The 16,173-nt window shown below is 66.9% G+C and carries 13 protein-coding genes; 8 read left to right on the forward strand and 5 right to left on the reverse strand.

What is annotated here, in order from left to right:
* Positions 1-292: 292 nt before the first annotated feature.
* On the forward strand, positions 293-1,417 hold the full coding sequence (locus tag ACT2FV_RS10685; RefSeq protein ID WP_151050597.1) for an OpgC domain-containing protein: 1,125 nt from the start codon (positions 293-295) through the stop codon (positions 1,415-1,417).
* Positions 1,418-1,504: 87 nt separating this feature from the next.
* Here ACT2FV_RS10685 and ACT2FV_RS10690 read toward each other — a convergent pair whose 3' ends face one another.
* Together ACT2FV_RS10690 and ACT2FV_RS10695 are read right to left on the reverse strand one after the other, a co-directional pair.
* Positions 1,505-1,711, reverse strand: coding sequence for a hypothetical protein (locus tag ACT2FV_RS10690; protein ID WP_059598910.1), 207 nt, complete (start codon positions 1,709-1,711; stop codon positions 1,505-1,507).
* A 120-nt stretch (positions 1,712-1,831) separates the two neighbouring features.
* Entirely contained in the window at positions 1,832-3,355 is a 1,524-nt protein-coding gene (locus ACT2FV_RS10695) for a peptide MFS transporter (RefSeq protein WP_059680248.1), read from the reverse strand.
* 497 nt (positions 3,356-3,852) lie between these two features.
* Here ACT2FV_RS10695 and ACT2FV_RS10700 point away from each other — a divergent pair, with 497 nt between their 5' ends.
* The 7 genes from ACT2FV_RS10700 (at position 3,853) to ACT2FV_RS10730 (ending at position 11,737) form a co-directional block, all read left to right on the forward strand.
* Positions 3,853-4,434 (forward strand): cupin domain-containing protein, encoded by a 582-nt coding sequence (locus ACT2FV_RS10700; RefSeq protein ID WP_059448921.1) that lies wholly within the window; start codon positions 3,853-3,855, stop codon positions 4,432-4,434.
* Positions 4,435-4,611: 177 nt separating this feature from the next.
* The gene (locus ACT2FV_RS10705; protein WP_124624504.1) at positions 4,612-6,225 is read left to right on the forward strand and encodes a peptide ABC transporter substrate-binding protein; all 1,614 of its coding nucleotides are present in this window, start codon (positions 4,612-4,614) and stop codon (positions 6,223-6,225) included.
* Positions 6,226-6,236: 11 nt separating this feature from the next.
* On the forward strand, positions 6,237-7,175 hold the full coding sequence (locus ACT2FV_RS10710; RefSeq protein ID WP_059598913.1) for an ABC transporter permease subunit: 939 nt from the start codon (positions 6,237-6,239) through the stop codon (positions 7,173-7,175).
* Positions 7,176-7,188: 13 nt separating this feature from the next.
* On the forward strand, positions 7,189-8,091 hold the full coding sequence (locus ACT2FV_RS10715; RefSeq protein ID WP_444503824.1) for an ABC transporter permease: 903 nt from the start codon (positions 7,189-7,191) through the stop codon (positions 8,089-8,091).
* A gap of 1 nt (position 8,092) precedes the next feature.
* Positions 8,093-9,085 (forward strand): ABC transporter ATP-binding protein, encoded by a 993-nt coding sequence (locus ACT2FV_RS10720; protein ID WP_124901733.1) that lies wholly within the window; start codon positions 8,093-8,095, stop codon positions 9,083-9,085.
* Entirely contained in the window at positions 9,082-10,104 is a 1,023-nt protein-coding gene (locus ACT2FV_RS10725) for an ABC transporter ATP-binding protein (RefSeq protein WP_059528798.1), read from the forward strand. Before ACT2FV_RS10720 ends, ACT2FV_RS10725 begins: the two co-directional genes overlap by 4 nt.
* Positions 10,105-10,264: 160 nt before the next feature.
* Entirely contained in the window at positions 10,265-11,737 is a 1,473-nt protein-coding gene (locus ACT2FV_RS10730) for an OprD family porin (RefSeq protein ID WP_444503825.1), read from the forward strand.
* 64 nt (positions 11,738-11,801) lie between these two features.
* On the opposite strand, the gene ACT2FV_RS10735 is transcribed toward ACT2FV_RS10730, so the two are convergent.
* From ACT2FV_RS10735 to ACT2FV_RS10745, 3 genes are all read right to left on the reverse strand, one after another.
* Positions 11,802-12,794 (reverse strand): DedA family protein/thiosulfate sulfurtransferase GlpE, encoded by a 993-nt coding sequence (locus ACT2FV_RS10735; protein ID WP_059528794.1) that lies wholly within the window; start codon positions 12,792-12,794, stop codon positions 11,802-11,804.
* Positions 12,795-12,957: 163 nt separating this feature from the next.
* Positions 12,958-13,227 carry a hypothetical protein gene (locus tag ACT2FV_RS10740; RefSeq protein WP_059598918.1) on the reverse strand — a complete coding sequence of 90 codons (270 nt, stop codon included), beginning with the start codon at positions 13,225-13,227 and terminating at the stop codon, positions 12,958-12,960.
* A gap of 236 nt (positions 13,228-13,463) precedes the next feature.
* On the reverse strand, positions 13,464-15,773 hold the full coding sequence (locus tag ACT2FV_RS10745; RefSeq protein ID WP_444503826.1) for a phosphocholine-specific phospholipase C: 2,310 nt from the start codon (positions 15,771-15,773) through the stop codon (positions 13,464-13,466).
* Positions 15,774-16,173 lie beyond the last annotated feature (400 nt).

Below are 16,173 nucleotides of genomic sequence, written 5' to 3' on the forward strand. Positions count from 1 at the left end.
CGCGCTGACGTCCGGCTGGCGGCCTTGCCAGCTTTGCATCGCCGACGTCACGCCTGTAATCGAACAGAAGATTCCGTTGCACTTTGTTACTTAGGGTATCCCCCGACCGGCCGCTAGACTGACCTGACCGTCTTCTCTTCGTATGCGGCTTTTCCATGAACGGTCATCTCCGTGCCGGGCCGGCCGGGTTGGCGCGATGCGAGCATACGCGCATCGCCGCTGATCGCGTTCGCCTTCTCCCTTCCGAATCCTCCGCCGGTGCGTGCCGCACCGGCGTCGCGCAGGTGCGGCCATGTCGTTGAGCCTGCCGCCCGCCGTCTCGGTGCCGCCGGCGCGCGGCGGCCGCCTGATCGAAGTCGATTTCTTCCGCGGCATCGTGCTGCTGATGATCGTCGTCGATCACATTGGCGCGAGCATGCTGTCGCGCGTGACACTCCACGCATTCGCGCTGTGCGACGCAGCCGAGGTGTTCGTGTTCCTCGGCGGCTTCGCTACCGCGAGCGCGTACGGCGCAATCGCCGACCGGCACGGCGCGCGCGCCGCGCAGCAGCGGTTCGTGCGGCGCGCGATGCAGATCTATCGCGCGTTTCTCGCGACGTCGACGCTGATGCTCGTCGTGTCCGCCGTGCTCGACCATTACGGGATCGACGCGCCCAACCTCGCGCTCGACGACGTCAGCGTGATGCTCGCGTCGCCGCTCACGGGTGCGGCCGAGCTGCTCACGTTCCAGCGCCAGCCGTATCTCGCGTCGGTGCTGCCGATGTACGTGCTGTTCGCGCTGGCGTCGCCGGTGATCGTGCCGTTCGCGCGTCGGCATCCGTGGCTGCTCGTCGCGTTCAGCGCGACGTCGTGGGTCGCGGCCGGCTGGCTCGGCCCCGAGCTGCTGGATACCGATGGGTTCCGCTGGAGCTTCAACCCGTTTGCATGGCAACTGATGTTCGTCGCCGGCGTGCTCGCGCGCTGCCAGCCGTTCTACCGGCGTGTCGCGCTCGGTCGCTGGGGCGCCGCGGCGACCGGCGTCGCGTGCGCGATCGTGCTCGGTTGCGCGAGCTACAAGCTGTTCTCAGGGCTGCCGGTGCCGGAAGGCGTGCTCAAGCGCGATCTCGCGCTGCCGCGTATCGTGAGCTTCGCCGCGATCGCGTGGCTGATGGCCGATTGCGTGCGCCGCGGCTGGATCGCGCGCATCGCGCAGGCCGTGCAGCCCGTCGTCGCGGTCGGCCGGCGCGGCCTGATCTGCTTCGTCGCGGGTGCGGCGATCTCGCTCGTCATCGATTCGCTGCTGCATCCGGTCGCGAACGGCGCCGAGCTGCGGCATATCGGCGTGGGTCTTGCGGCCGACGCATGCGCGATCGGGATGATGATGGCCGTGGCGGGTTCGGGAACGTGGTTCGCGCGCTGGCGCGGCGCGGCCGCATGAGCGGCGCGAAAGCACGGGTAACGCGAAAGCGCGGGCAACGCGGAAGCACGGAGGCGGCACGCAGCGCGCCGCGCGGCGTCGGTGCGGTCAGTGAGGTGAGCCGATGCGGGAGCGGGGGACGGCGGTCGCGTCGTCGGATTCAGCGTCGTCGCGTTCGTCGGACGTCGGATCGTCCTGCTCCGCGAGCACCGCGTCGGCTTCGGCCGCGGCCCGGGCGGCGCGCAATGCGGTGCAGCGCTGCGCGTGCCGGATGTCCGACAGTATCCTCAAGAGCCGAGTCGTTTTGCTTTTCATGATCTTCTCCCGCCAGTGCGCATCGCGACGGAGCGGATGCGCCGTTGCAACCAGTGTAGGACGTGCTGGCCGCGCTGGCGGGAGAATGTGGCGTGCAGGCCGCACGCCGAGGGATAGTACTTACTGCGCCGAGGCCATCGCCTGCGCCTGAACCGCTTCTTCCTCGCGGCGCTCTTCCGCGCAGCGCTGATGCTGACGCGACAGGCGGTTCATCATCGGCAGCAGCAGAAGTGCGAGCAGCATGCCGATCGCGGCGAGCCAGCCGAGCTTCTCGAACAGCGACAGGTAGAGCGGCAGCGATTCGGTGGCCGGCAGGTCGTGCGACGGCATCTGCGCGAAGTTCGCGACGACGCTGCCCAGATACTGCGACACACCCGTCGCGACGAAATACGCGCCCATCATGAAGCCGCTCATGCGCGCCGGCACGTAGCGGGCGATCATCGCGAGGCCGAGCCCGCTCACCAGCAGTTCGCCGAGCGAGTAGAGGCCGTAGCCCCACACCATGAACCACGACGACACGCGACCGTCCACCGCGTAGCGGCCGCTGATCGTGAACACCAGGTAGCCGGCGGCCACGGCGCCGAAGCCGAGTGCATACTTCGCCGCGACCGGCAGGTCACGGCCGCTCTTCGACACCGCGTTGTAGATCCACACAAGCACCGGGCTCAGCATCATGATCCAGATCGGGTTCAGCGCCTGGAACTGCGCGGCGCTCCACGTGAACAGCGTCGTGCCGAACAGGATGAAGCGCGGATCGACGTTGCGCAGCGCGAACAGCGTCAGCGATGTCGACATCTGCACGTAGAAGATGAAGAACAGGATCACCTGGCCGATCAGCACGAGCGCCGCGATCAGGCCCGCGCGCTCCGAACGCTCCGACTTCGCGATCATGTACGCGAAGATCGCGAGGATCGCGAATGCGGCCGTCCACACGCTCGCGACCGCGAGCTGCTTGTGTTGCAGCACGTACAGCGTAATCAGCGCGAGCGCGACGCCGCCTGCCGCCACGCCGCCGAGGCGCTTCCAGCGGATCGGCTCGTCGTCGGGCTGCGAGCCGATGTGCGCGAGCGTGCGGTGCATCAGCATGAAGTTCAGGATCGCGAGCAGCATCCCGGCGCAGCAGACCGCGAACGCGGTGTGCCAGCCCCAGTGATCCTTGATCCATGGCGTCGCGAGCATCGACACGGTCGAGCCGATGTTGACCGCCATGTAGTAGATCGTGAACGCGCTGTCGATGCGCGCATCGTCGCCTTCATAGATGCGGCGCACGAGGTTCGCCGCGTTGGCCTTGAACAGGCCGTTGCCGACGACGATCACGCCGAGCGACGCATACATGTATGCCAGCGCGTCGTTCGGCACCGCCAGCATCAGGTAGCCGGCGCACAGCACGGCCGCGCCGATGATCATCGTGCGACGGGCGCCGAGCACCTTGTCGCCGATCCAGCCGCCGATCGACGGGGACGCGTAGACGAGCGCGGTGAACGCGCCCCAGGTCAGGTTCGCATGGCTGTCGGTGAAACCGAGCCGGTCGACCATGAAGAGGACCAGGAGCGCGGCCATGCCGTAGTAGCCGAAGCGCTCCCACATTTCGATAAGGAAGACCGTCGTAAACGATCGGGTCTGTGAAACAGGTGCGTGCATCATCAATCTCGTTTGAAACGGACGGCGCGGATCGCGCGTCGCCTTGGGGTCGAACTGGCGCCGGAGCACTGTGGCCGGGTAGGCTTTGCGTCGGCGATGGAGCAGTCGGGCGGTTAGCCCGGGCCGGGGTCGGACGCCGCCAGGCAAGGCGGTGCACGACCCCGACCGGCGCGCGAATGGTAACGTTTGCCGGTCCGGTGCGTCAGGTCCGCGCCACTCAGGGAAACTCCCGATATGGCAGCAGCTTTCAGGAATATTCGTCTCATCATCTATTTGTAAGAATCGCGCTCGTTCTCCGCAAATTCCCGGAGAGCCGCTTGCAGCTTGCCTGTGAAGCGGGCGAGTCTGGCAAGATAGCGCGTCGTTTCGCTCGCCTCGTGCCCTGTTTAGTGCACCGGGCTCAACACCGAAGACGTGTGCGAACCCGAAGACTAAGCCAAATCGATCTAACTTAGTTACTTTCCATCAAACATTTTTTGACGACCACTTTTCGGCCTGCTATGGTTCCCCCCACTGAAAACTCGCAGTCGGCAGACGCTGCCGCAGCACTGGGCAGCAAGATCCGCGCGTTGCGCCAACGACTCAAGCGCACGCTCGACGACACCGCTACCGCCGCGGGGATTTCGAAGCCGTTTCTGTCTCAAGTCGAACGCGGGCTGGCGTCGCCGTCGCTGACGTCGCTGGCCGGTATCGCACAGGCGCTCGGCGTGACGGTGCAGTACTTCGTGGATACGCCGAGCGAGGAACGCTCGGTCTGCAGAGGCGATCAGTTGCGCTTCTTCGGATTCGCCGATTCGGCGAACCTGTTCGCGAGGCTGACCAACGTGACCGAAGGGCGTCAGCTCGAGGCGATCCTCGTGCGGATGCCGCCGGGGCAGAAGCGGTCGGAAGTGACGACACATGCAGGAGAGGAGTTCCTGTACGTGATTGAAGGGGAAGTGTCGCTGACGCTGGAAGGCAAGACGTTCGTCCTGCAGGCCGGCGACAGTTCGCATTATCAGTCGACGGTCCCGCACAGCTGGGTCAACACCGCGAAGATCGAGTCGGTGGTGGTCTGGGTCGGTACGCCGCGGCTGTTCTAACGCACAGGTATTCCTTCGTTTCGGAGACGGAATACCTGTCGAAAGAAACGTAAGGAATACTAAGATGCAATACGAGAATCACGGGCCTCCTCAACCGCTGCACCCGTCAGCGTCTCAAGCGTAACCGCGGCATTCGCCGCGCATCGCTCACCGAACAACCTTCTCAAGACCGCCACGATGAAATCCTTGCATGCCATGTCGGCCGTGCTGGCCGCGCTCGCCCTGACGACGCCCGCCGCTCACGCCGTGACCGTTCCGTCGAACGTCGCGCTCGCTCCTCAACAGGACCTGACGCGCCAGGTGCCCGCCGAAGTCGAGTCGCTCGATCCGGCGCACATCGAGTCGTGGACCGGCAACACGATCGGCCTCGACCTGTTCGAAGGCCTCGCCCGCATCGATGCAGCCGGCCAGGTCGTGCCAGGCGTCGCGCAGTCGTGGGAGCGCAAGTCGCCGCAGACGTGGATCTTCAAGCTGCGCCACGATGCGAAGTGGAGCAACGGCCAGCCGGTGACGGCCGCCGATTTCGTCTATGCGTGGCAGCGCCTCGTCGATCCGAAGACGGGCTCGAAGTACACGATCCTCGTCGAGTTCGTGAAGAACTCGAAGGACATCATCGCCGGCAAGGCTGCGCCGACGACGCTCGGCGTGCGCGCGGTCGACCCGTACACACTGGAAGTGACGACCGACGTGCCCGTCGCGTTCTTCCCCGAACTGACCGCGATGGTGCCGCTCGCGCCGGTGAACAAGGACACGGTTGCGAAGTTCGGCGACGCATGGACGCGCCCGGGCAACATCGTCAGCAACGGCGCGTACCAGCTCGTCGACTGGCAGCCGAACAACCGCATCGTGATCTCGAAGGACGCGAAGTACTGGAACGCGCCGAAGGTCGTGATCAACAAGGTCACGTACCTGCCGATCGAAAGCGACGAAACCGCGATGCGCATGTACCAGGCCGGCCAGATCGACTACAGCTACTCGATTCCGTCGGGCATCTTCCAGCAGGTCAGCAAGCAGTTCGGCGGCGAGCTGCGCCCGGGCCTGCAGCTCGCGACCTATTACTACTACCTGAACAACAGCGATGCGGCGCTCAAGGACAAGCGCGTGCGCCAGGCGCTGTCGATGGTGATCGATCGCGACGTGCTGACGTCGAAGCTCACGCAGGCGGGCGAGAAGCCGATGTACGGCCTGATGCCGAACGGCACGAAGGGCGTGCAGCCGTTCACGCCGGAGTGGGCGTCGTGGCCGATGGCCAAGCGCATCTCGACCGCGAAGGACCTGCTGAAGCAGGCCGGCTACTCGGACGCGAAGCCGCTGTCGTTCACGCTCACGTACAACACCAACGACCTGCACAAGAAGGTCGCGCTGTTCACCGCATCGGAATGGCGGACGAAGCTCGGCATCAACACGAAGCTCGAGAACGTCGAGTTCAAGGTGCTGATGAAGGAACGGCATGACGGCAAGGTGCAGATCGCGCGCGACGGCTGGTTCGCCGACTACAACGACGCGATGACCTTCTTCGACCTGATCCGTTGCGGCAGCTCGCAGAACACCGTCGGCTACTGCAACAAGCAGGTCGACACGCTCGTCGACGACGGCAACCAGAAGCTCGACGACAAGGCGCGCGCCGCGCAGCTCACGCAGGCGCACGACACGGCAATGAACGACACGCCGATGGTGCCGCTGTTCCAGTACTCGGCGGACCGTCTCGTGAAGCCCTACGTGGGCGGCTACTCGCTGAAGAACGTGATCGACATGCGTGCTTCGCAGGACATGTACCTGATCAAGCACTGAGCGGAGCGATCATGCTGGCCTACGCATTGAGACGCACGTTGTGGGCGGTGCCGACGATTCTCGCCGTCATCACCGTCTGCTACCTGCTGCTGCACTTCACGCCCGGCGGTCCGTTCGATACGGAGAAGCAGCTGTCCGCGGCGACGCTCGCGAACCTGAACGCGAAGTACCACCTCGACGAGCCGCTGTGGAAGCAGTACCTGCTGTATCTCGGTTCGCTGCTGCAAGGCGATCTCGGCCCGTCGTTCCGTTACGTCGACTGGTCGGTGAACGATCTCGTGAAGAAGGCGCTGCCCGTGAGTCTCGGCGTGGGCGGGGTGTCGATCCCGATCTCGATCGTGTTCGGCGTGCTGCTGGGTACCGTCGCGGCCGTGCGCCGCGACAGCGTGATCGATCGCTTCGTGATGCTGATCGGCAACTTCGGCAACGTCGTGCCGCCTTTCGTGCTCGGGCCGGTGCTGGTGTGGATCTTCGCAATCCTCTTGAAGACGTCGGCCGGCAACGGCTGGCTGCCGGCCGGCGGCTGGGGCGACGGCGGCTGGCAGTACCGCCTGCTGCCGATCGTGCTGCTGACCTTCATCAACGTGTCGCTGCTCGCACGCGTGATGCGCGGCTCGATGATCGAGACGCTGTCGAGCAACTACATCCGCACCGCGCGCGCGAAGGGCCTGCCGGGCTCGACGATCGTGCTGCGCCACGCGCTCAAGCCCGCGCTGATGCCGGTCGTGTCGCTGTTCGGCACGGTCTGCATCACGTCGATCACGGCGGCCGTCGTCACCGAATCGGTGTTCGCGCTGCCGGGGCTCGGGCAGCTCGTCGTGAACGGCGCGATCAACCGCGACTACACGCTCGTGCTCGGCCTCGTCGTGCTGACCACCGTCTGCGCGGTGCTGTTCAACCTGCTGGTCGACCTCGCGTATGCGTGGCTCGATCCGCGCATCCGTTATTGAGCGAGGCACCGCGATGACTCCGACTACTCCCGTCGTCGGCCTGCCCGTGCAGACCGATTCGCCGCCGCGTTCGCGCTCGCCGCTCGCGCTCGCGTTCGCGCGCTTCCTTCACAACCGCGCGGCCGTGTTCAGCCTCGTGCTGCTCGCGCTCATCACGCTCGCGTGTTTCGTCGGCCCGTGGCTGCTCGCCGCCGATCCCGCCGCGAGCGACTGGGGCGCGATCAGCCTCCCGCCGACGCTCGCGAACCAGCACTGGTTCGGCACCGACGAACTCGGCCGCGACCTGCTCGTGCGCACGCTGATCGGCGGCCGCGTGTCGATCGAGGTCGGCCTGCTCGGCACGCTGGTGTCCGGCCTGTTCGGCGTCGCATGGGGCGCGACCGCCGGTTTCGCGGGCGGCCGTGCCGACTCCGCGATGATGCGCGTCGTCGACATGATGTACGCGATCCCGTACCTGCTGATCGCGATCCTGATGATGACCCTGTTCGGCCGCTCGTTCATGCTGGTCGTGCTGACCATCAGCGCGTTCTCGTGGATCGACATGGCGCGCGTCGTGCGCGGCCAGACGCTGTCGCTGCGCAACCGCGAGTTCGTCGACGCGGCGCGCGCGATCGGCGTGTCGCCGGCATCGATCGTGGTGCGCCATGTCGTGCCGAACTTGCTTGGCGTGGTCGTTGTGTATGCAACTGTTTCGGTGCCGAACATCGTGCTGACCGAATCGGTGCTGTCGTTCCTGGGCCTCGGCGTGCAGGAACCGATGACGAGCTGGGGTGTGCTGATCCAGGACGGCGCGCAGAAACTCGAATCGATGCCGTGGCTGCTGCTGGCTCCGGCCGTCATGCTGTGCGTGACGCTCTACTGCGTGAACTTCGTTGGCGACGGCCTGCGTGACGCGCTCGACCCGAAGGATCGCTGAGATGACTGCATTACTCGAAGTCGACAACCTCGGCGTGCGCTTCACGCGCAAGGACGCGCCGCCGATCGACGCCGTGAGCGGCGTGTCGTTCTCGCTCGAAGCCGGCAAGACGCTCGGCATCGTCGGCGAATCGGGCTCGGGCAAGAGCCAGACCGTGATGGCGCTGCTCGGCCTCCTGGCCGGCAACGGCACGACGACGGGCGCCGCGCGCTATCGCGGCGACAACCTGCTCGAGATGGATACGCGCGCGCTGAACGCGGTGCGCGGCGACCGGATCGCGATGATCTTCCAGGATCCGATGACGTCGCTCAATCCGTTCCTGACGATCGAGCGGCAGATGACCGAGACGCTGCAACTGCATCGCAAGCTGTCGCGCAAGGAGGCGACCAGGCGCGCGATCGAGGCGCTCGAGTCGGTGCGCATTCCGGATGCGGCGCGCCGCATCCGCATGTATCCGCACGAATTCTCCGGCGGCATGCGCCAGCGCGTGATGATCGCGATGGCGCTCCTGTCCGAGCCGGAAATCCTGATCGCCGACGAGCCGACCACCGCGCTCGACGTGACCGTGCAGGCGCAGATCATCGATCTGCTGCGCGAGCTGAACCGCGAGCGCGGCACCGCGATCGTGCTGATCACGCACGACATGGGCGTGGTCGCAGGCCTCGCGGACGACGTGATGGTCATGTATGCGGGCCGAACCGTCGAATACGCGCCGGCCGAATCGATCTTCGCGGCGCCGTCGCATCCGTACACGATCGGTCTGCTCAACGCGCTGCCGCGCCTGACCGACGCCGACGATGCGCCGCTCGTCGCGATTCCCGGCAATCCGCCGATGCCCGGCACCGCACCGGCCGGCTGCGCGTTCGCGAAACGCTGCACGTATGCGGAGGCGCGCTGCGGTGCCGCGCGCCCCGCGCTCGAAACCTATGGCGTCGCGGGCGCGGTGCGCGCGTGCCACCGGCCGCTGGCCGATCTGACGGGAGGTCTGCGATGAGCGTCGATGAACGCCGCAATGCCGGCGCGACGGGCGACACGCTGCTGTCCGTCGAGGATCTGAAGGTGCATTTCCGCGTGCCGCTCGGCGGCTATCCGTGGTCGCCCAAGGGCACGCTGCGCGCGGTCGACGGCGTGTCGTTCGACGTGAAGCGCGGCGAGACGGTCGGGCTCGTCGGCGAGTCGGGCTGCGGGAAGTCGACGCTCGCGCGTGCGCTGATCGGCCTCGTGCCGATGACGGCCGGCACGGTGCGCTGGCGCGGCGAAGCCGTCGCGCCCGATCACCTGCGCGGCACCGCGATGCGCCGCGAAGTGCAGATGATCTTCCAGGATCCGCTCGCGTCGCTCGATCCGCGCATGACGATCGAACAGATCGTTGCGGAGCCGCTCGTCACGCACCACGCCGGCCTTGGCCGCGCCGAAGTGCGGCGCCGCGTGGTCACGATGCTCGAGCGTGTCGGCCTGAACGCGCATCACCTGCTGCGCTACCCCCACGAATTTTCGGGCGGACAGTGCCAGCGCGTCGGTATCGCGCGCGCGTTGATCGGCGAGCCGAAGCTCGTGATCTGCGACGAGCCCGTATCGGCACTCGACGTGTCGATCCAGGCGCAGATCGTGAACCTGCTGCGCGATCTGCAACGCGAACTGTCGTTGTCCTATCTGTTCGTCGCGCACGACCTGGCGGTGGTGAAGGCCATCAGCCAGCGCGTGCTCGTGATGTATCTCGGCCGCGTGATGGAGTTCGGCACGCGGCATGACGTGTACGGCGTGCCGCAGCACCCGTACACGAAGGCGCTGCTCGATGCGGCGCCGACGCCGGAGCCGGCGCGCGAGCGTGCTCGCCGTCCGATGCTGCTGGCGGGCGAGATGCCGTCGCCGCTCAACCCGCCGTCCGGCTGCGCGTTTCGCACGCGCTGCCCGGTCGCGATCGACGCGTGTGCGCAGGACGTGCCGCTGCCGGAAGTGCGGCACGGCTCGGCGGCGCGTGTCGCGTGCATCCGGGCGGGCGTGGCGGCGTGAAGTGACGCAGCAAACATAACCAGGCAGGTCAACAGGGGTAGGGTGCGGCGCGAACGATCTTCGCGTCGCGGGTAAAGGCGCGTCCTTAACCGGGCTCGCCGGGGGGCTGGAAGCGGATCGCAACCGGCGTGGACGACATCAACACAAGACGAGAATGACGATGAAAAAGCAAAAGACGATCGGGACGGCATCGAAGATGCTGCTTGCATGGGGCTTGCCTGCGCTTGCCGGCGTATCGCTGAGCGGTGTCGCGCACGCCGACGACGCGGCCCCCGCACCGCTGACGGTCGCGCAGGCCGCGCCGTCCGCCGGCGCAAGCACGTCGGTTGCGCAGGCAACGACCCCGAACGCCATTATCAACGCCGAGGCGAACCAGGCCGTCACGCCGCCCGATGAGCCTTCGGCGCAGTCGAAGTCGAACGGCTTCATTGCCGACAGCCACCTGAACTTCCTGTTCCGCAACTATGCGGACACGCTGGACAACAAGGGCGGACCGCATCGTCACGCGTGGGTCCAGGGCGCGATGGCGAACTTCGAGTCGGGCTACACGACCGGCCTGATCGGCATCGGTTTCGACGCGTCGCTGTATGCGGCGCTGAAGCTCGACGGCGGCGCCGGCGCCGGCAGCATGGTGCACATCGCGAAGGGTGGCGGCGGTTCGAACCAGCTCGCGTGGGCCTATCCGGGCATCTACGACGTGAAGGCGCGCATCTCGAACACGGTGGTCAAGTACGGTCTGCAGGCCGTCGACAACCCGTTCATGGAGCAGCATGACAACCGCGCGCTGCCGCCGACGTTTCTCGGCGCGACGATCGTCAGCAACGAATTCAAGAACGTGATGCTCGAGGCCGGCAGCTTCACGAAGACCGATGCGCGCGGCCACACGACGCTCACCAACCTCGCGACGCAGTATGGCGGCACGCGCATCAATCGCCTGACCTACGTCGGCGGCACGTGGGACTATTCGGAGAACGGCGAAGTCGCGCTGTACGCGAACCAGGCCGATGACGTGTGGCACCAGTACTACGCGTCGGTGAAGCACAGCATCGGCGATGTGAAGTCGATCAAGTGGACCGGCTTTGGTAACGTTTACTCGACGCACGATACGGGCGACGCGCTGCAGGGCAAGATCAACAACAACGCGTACAGCCTGTCGCTGGCCGCGCAACACGGTCCGCACGAACTGCTGCTCGGTTATCAGCAAGTGCTCGGCGACCAGTTCTTCGACTACCTCAATGAAACCAACGGCATCTTCCTGACCAACTCGATGGACGTCGACTACAACGCGCCGCACGAAAAGTCGCTGCAGCTGCGTTACACGTTCTACGGCAAGGAAGCGGGCCTGCCGGGCTTCAAGGCGATGGTATGGGGCGTGACGGGCTGGGGCGCGGATGCGAGCGCGGGCGCGGCGGCGGATCCGAGCAAGTCGAGCATCTACTGGAGCAACGGCGCACCGGTGCAGGGCCGTCACCACGAGTTCGGCTTCATCCCGTCGTACACGTTCCAGAGCGGCAAGCTGAAGGACACGAAGGTCACGTTCATCGCGATGTGGCACAACGGTTCCGCGCACTACTCGGACGCGACCAACAAGGAATACCGTCTGGTCGTGAACGTGCCGCTGCACGCGTTCTGATCGAAGGGGGGCGCAACGCCCCCTTCGAAACTGTTCGTGCGCGGCCGGCCTGCGATCAGCTCGATCAGGCCGGCTTGTGCAACCCCGCCACCGGATCGTTCGCGGCGGGGATGTCTTCCACCAGCGACGTGAGCTGCCGCCCCGTGTCGCGCCAGGCGTCGAGGCCGCCGCGCAGCGGCAGTGCGTCGGTGAAGCCTGCATCGAGCAGGCGCTTGGCCATCAGCGCGGCCGTCACTTCGTTCGGGCACGAGCAATACACGACGAACTTCTGCGAGAACGGGTAGCGCGCGACGATGTCCTCGATGTGCCGCTCGTCCGCGAATTGCGCACCGGGAATCGTGAACGGGTCGAGCTTGCGGTGCTCGGGCGAACGCACGTCGAGCACCACCGGCGCGGCCGCGTCGCGCAGCAGCAGGTCGAGCTCGTCGACGCCGATCCGCGCGCTCGCGAGCTGGCGGATCAGCGCGCGGCGGCGCATCCAGCGCACGGCAGCATAGACGGCTAGCAGCGCGACGATCACCAGCAGCACCGCGCGGCCGAGCCGGCTCGCGCCGGCGAATAGCCAGTCGATCTGCCGGTAGAACACGAGCCCCGCGACGAGCCCGACGGTCGTCCACAGCGCGGCGCCGAGCGCATCGTAGCCGGCGAACGTGCGATAGCGCGTGCCGAGCGCGCCGGCCATCGGCACCGACACGAGCGACAGCCCCGGAATGAAGCGGGCGACCGCGAGCACGCGCACGCCGTAGCGGCCGAAGAAGCGTTCGGTTTTCCTCACGCAGGTATCGCGCGACAGCGACAGCCGGCAGATCGTCTTGAGCGTCGTGCCGCCGTAGCGCCGCCCGGCGACGTACCACACCGTGTCGCCGATCAGCGCGCCGAGGACCGACAGCGCCAGCACCGTCAAGAGCTGCGAGCCGATCATCGCCGGATGCATCGCGGCCATCGCACCGAACAGCACGAGCGTCGGCATCGCCGGTACGGGCAGGCCGATGGCCGCCGCGAGTACATTGGCGAAGACGAGAAGCGGCCCGTATTGGGCGACGAGGTCACGGAGCATGACGGCTGGCCGAAAAGGAAGCGCGTGAGGAAGATGCGCGGATTGGCCGATTATCGGCCATTTTCAACCGGGCGGAGGGGAATGACGGAAAGCGCCTGACGGCGGCAGGGAAATGCGGACAGAACGGTGAGCCAGTGCGTTGCACGTGGCTCACCGTCGGACATCAGGAAGACGAGCGGGCGAGCGAGGCGGCGCCGTGGTTTTCTCCGGGCAGCTCGGCGCCGTGCGAGCGGATCGCGGCGATCAGTTCGGCCGGCGTGATCTCGTAGCGGACCTCGCGGTGAATGCCGGGCTTGCGTTCGTCGATCTCGATCAGCAGCACGCTCTTGCCGTCGGCGGTCGATTCGAGCCTGAGCGAGCGCAGTTCGCGGCCGTCGGCCGGGTCGTGTTCGGTGAGCAGGGTCATTGCCCCGGATGAGCCGGTAGTGCGCATCGAACCTATCCTCGTGTCGTGTGTGCCAGATTGGCGAAGATGTCGTTGTTGAATGCAGCTTGACGAAGTTTAACGCGAACGGGCCGCAACACGGAGCATTTTCGTGGACAGGAAATGAGGGCTGCACCACCTATCCTTCTGATGTTTGAGCCGCGCCGGGCGGGCGTTTCAGCCGGATCGGACCGCGCCGCGCCAGGCGCCCGGCCGGTGCTCGGGCCGGGCGGGCGCAGGTGCCGTCAGAAGCGGTCGGCGAACCCCATCGCCGGGTCGCTGACCGAGTGGCGACCCGTTTCGACGCGGCCGGCCACGCGGCGCGAGAAGCTCGCGTCGCTGTCGGCGGTGACGACGAAGTCGTACCAGTGGCCGGTCGAGTCGAGGTTCCAGTGCAGTTCCGACTGGCCGCCGGCGTGTACCGGGACGGTCCACGTCGTGCCCGTGTCGTTGCCGTGCCCGCGATCGTCGGTCGCGCCGCGGCCGGACAACTGGCCGTACACCTTGTTCGACTTCACCGTGAAGCGCACCGTGCTGCCGCCGTCGTTGCGCAGCCGCAGATGCAGGTTGCCGCTCGCGCCCGCATAGCCGACCCGGATTTCCGGATGCGGCGTGCGTGCACCGGTCAGCCGGGCCAGATCGCCGGTGAAGCGGCGGTGATAGCCGTTCGGGCCGAGCACCCACAGGTCATATTTGCCGCCGTCGTCGGCCAGCGCCGCCCAGTCGCCGCGCAGCGCCTTGCCTGGTTCGACGACGTAGCGGCGCGGCACGCGGTCGAGATGCAGCTTGTCGTAGACGTGGAACACCGCGGCCGCGCGGCCCGTGTTCGCGAACTTCAGCGTGACGGTGCCCTTGCCGGGATCGACCTGCGCGCTCGCATGCAGCTCATACGGCAACGCGCGCGACGGGCGCACGCCGGTGGCCTGTGCAGGCGGCGACGGCGTGGCCGGCGGCGTGATCTTCGGCGCGGCCTGCTGCGCGGTGCTCAGCGTGTCGACCTGGCTTTTCGTCGTGCGGCCCGCGAGCGTCGGCAGCGGTTCGTCGTTCGGCGCGCGGAAGTTGAACGCGCTCGTCAGGTCGCCGCACACCGCGCGGCGATATGCGCTGATCTGCGGCTCGACGACGCCGAAGCGCTTCTCGAGGAAAAGCAGCGTCGACGTATGGTCGAACACCTGCGAGTTGACCCAGCCGCCGCGGCTCCACGGCGACACGACCCACATCGGCACGCGCGGGCCCGGCCCGTACGGCCGGCCGTCGGCCGCCGGCTGGCTCGACGTGGCCGGCGCGAAGTCGTGGTACTCGACGTCGACGTCGGCAGCCGCCAGCGTATGGCCGCCCGCGAGCGAGCCGTCCGCGTTGCGCGACGGCACGGCCGGCGACGGCATGTGGTCGAAGAAGCCGTCGTTCTCGTCATAGTTGATCAGCAGCACGGTCTTGCTCCACACGTCCGGATTCGCCGTCAGTGCGTCGAGCACCGCCTGCACGTACCACGCGCCCTGAGCGGGGCTCGACGGCCCCGGATGTTCGCTGTAGACGGACGGCGGGATGATCCACGACACCTCGGGGAGCTTGCCGTTGCGGATGTCGTCGCGGAACGTTTCGAGAAAGCCGTACGGCATCGTGTTGCCGAAGCCCTTCGCGAGCGGGCTCAACGGATCGTCGATCGCCGGATCGTAGAACGCGCCGGCCGCCGTCACCGGCTGCGTGATGTCCGTCGACGCGACGTACGCGGGCCGGCGTGCGGCCGGCATCTGCTCGATGGCCGCGCGCCAGTGGCGGAAGCTCATCATCTCGTTGCAGCCGAAATTGTCGATCAGGCTCTGGTAGACCTTCCAGTTCACGCCGGCCTGCTGCAGCCGGTCGGCGTAGGTCGTCCACGTCCAGCCCTGGCTCGACGGGCCGATGTCGTTGCCGCCGTTGAACTGGTTGTTCAGCGCGGCGACCTTCACGCGGCTGCCGTCGGCCGGGCTGGTGCCGTTCGGGCCGTTGGTGCCGCTCCAGTAGAACAGCCGGTTCGCGATGGTGCCCGTGTGCATCCCGCAGTGATAGTGGTCGCAGAGCGTGAACGCGTCGGCGAGCGCGCGCTGGAACGGCACCTCGGCCGCGTCGTAATAGCCCATCGACAGCGGCGTCTTCGCGTCGGGCCAGCGGTTCATCCGGCCGTGGTCCCACGCGGCCTGCGCGTCGGCCCACGTATGCGGCGTGCCGCCCGCGCGCTGCGCGTTGCCCTGGCTCGCGTCGAGGTGGTACGGCGTGAAGGTGGTCGCGGGCGTCGCTTTCGTGTAGGTCTGGTAGAACACGTCGCGGCCGTTCGGCGACGGCACCGCGAAGCGGTCGCCGTAACCGCGCACGCCCTTGAACGTGCCGAAGTAGCCGTCGAACGCGCGGTTCTCCATCATCAGCAACACGACGTGCTTGACGTCCTTGATGGTCCCCGTTTCGTGGAAGGCGGGAATGGCGAGCGCGCGGCGGATGCTCGGCGGAAACGCGGACAGCGCGGCGGCGGCGAGGCCGGAACCGGCGGTCTGCTGAAGGAATTTGCGGCGTGACGTCATGGCGTTTGGATCCTGTGAGGGTGGGAGCGTTCGCGAGTTCGTCTGGCGGTGACCGGGCATCGTCGCGCCCCGGGACGATCGGCGATGCGTGCGCGTTCGGGGCATCGGACGCGTATCGCGGCGATGTGCGATGCGCGATGCGCGACGTCGCGCGGATGGCGCGGCCGCCGTGGCAATCCTGCGTGCCGCGCGCTCGTGATGCGCGGGGCAGGTGTCGGCACACACCGGACCGGCGCGTGCCGGGCTGGAGCGGCGCCCAGTCTAGGGAGGCGACATGACGTCGACGTGATGAAGAAATGACATCGCATGTCGCGCACATGACGTTGCGTGCGCAACGATTCGTTCGAGCGCGATGTGAGGTTGAAAACAGTAATAAATTACCGATCGCCGTATGCGTGAC

The sequence above is a fragment of the Burkholderia sp. PR2 genome (genome assembly GCF_052372875.1).
Lineage (GTDB): Bacteria > Pseudomonadota > Gammaproteobacteria > Burkholderiales > Burkholderiaceae > Burkholderia > Burkholderia diffusa.

What these genes read in the sequence shown, in the direction of transcription:
- ACT2FV_RS10685 (WP_151050597.1), top strand. Translation starts at nt 293, where the DNA reads ATGTCGTTGAGCCTGCCGCCCGCCGTCTCGGTGCCGCCGGCGCGCGGC.
- ACT2FV_RS10690 (WP_059598910.1), bottom strand. Translation starts at nt 1,711, where the DNA reads ATGAAAAGCAAAACGACTCGGCTCTTGAGGATACTGTCGGACATCCGG.
- ACT2FV_RS10695 (WP_059680248.1), bottom strand. Translation starts at nt 3,355, where the DNA reads ATGATGCACGCACCTGTTTCACAGACCCGATCGTTTACGACGGTCTTC.
- ACT2FV_RS10700 (WP_059448921.1), top strand. Translation starts at nt 3,853, where the DNA reads ATGGTTCCCCCCACTGAAAACTCGCAGTCGGCAGACGCTGCCGCAGCA.
- ACT2FV_RS10705 (WP_124624504.1), top strand. Translation starts at nt 4,612, where the DNA reads ATGAAATCCTTGCATGCCATGTCGGCCGTGCTGGCCGCGCTCGCCCTG.
- ACT2FV_RS10710 (WP_059598913.1), top strand. Translation starts at nt 6,237, where the DNA reads ATGCTGGCCTACGCATTGAGACGCACGTTGTGGGCGGTGCCGACGATT.
- ACT2FV_RS10715 (WP_444503824.1), top strand. Translation starts at nt 7,189, where the DNA reads ATGACTCCGACTACTCCCGTCGTCGGCCTGCCCGTGCAGACCGATTCG.
- ACT2FV_RS10720 (WP_124901733.1), top strand. Translation starts at nt 8,093, where the DNA reads ATGACTGCATTACTCGAAGTCGACAACCTCGGCGTGCGCTTCACGCGC.
- ACT2FV_RS10725 (WP_059528798.1), top strand. Translation starts at nt 9,082, where the DNA reads ATGAGCGTCGATGAACGCCGCAATGCCGGCGCGACGGGCGACACGCTG.
- ACT2FV_RS10730 (WP_444503825.1), top strand. Translation starts at nt 10,265, where the DNA reads ATGAAAAAGCAAAAGACGATCGGGACGGCATCGAAGATGCTGCTTGCA.
- ACT2FV_RS10735 (WP_059528794.1), bottom strand. Translation starts at nt 12,794, where the DNA reads ATGCTCCGTGACCTCGTCGCCCAATACGGGCCGCTTCTCGTCTTCGCC.
- ACT2FV_RS10740 (WP_059598918.1), bottom strand. Translation starts at nt 13,227, where the DNA reads ATGCGCACTACCGGCTCATCCGGGGCAATGACCCTGCTCACCGAACAC.
- ACT2FV_RS10745 (WP_444503826.1), bottom strand. Translation starts at nt 15,773, where the DNA reads ATGACGTCACGCCGCAAATTCCTTCAGCAGACCGCCGGTTCCGGCCTC.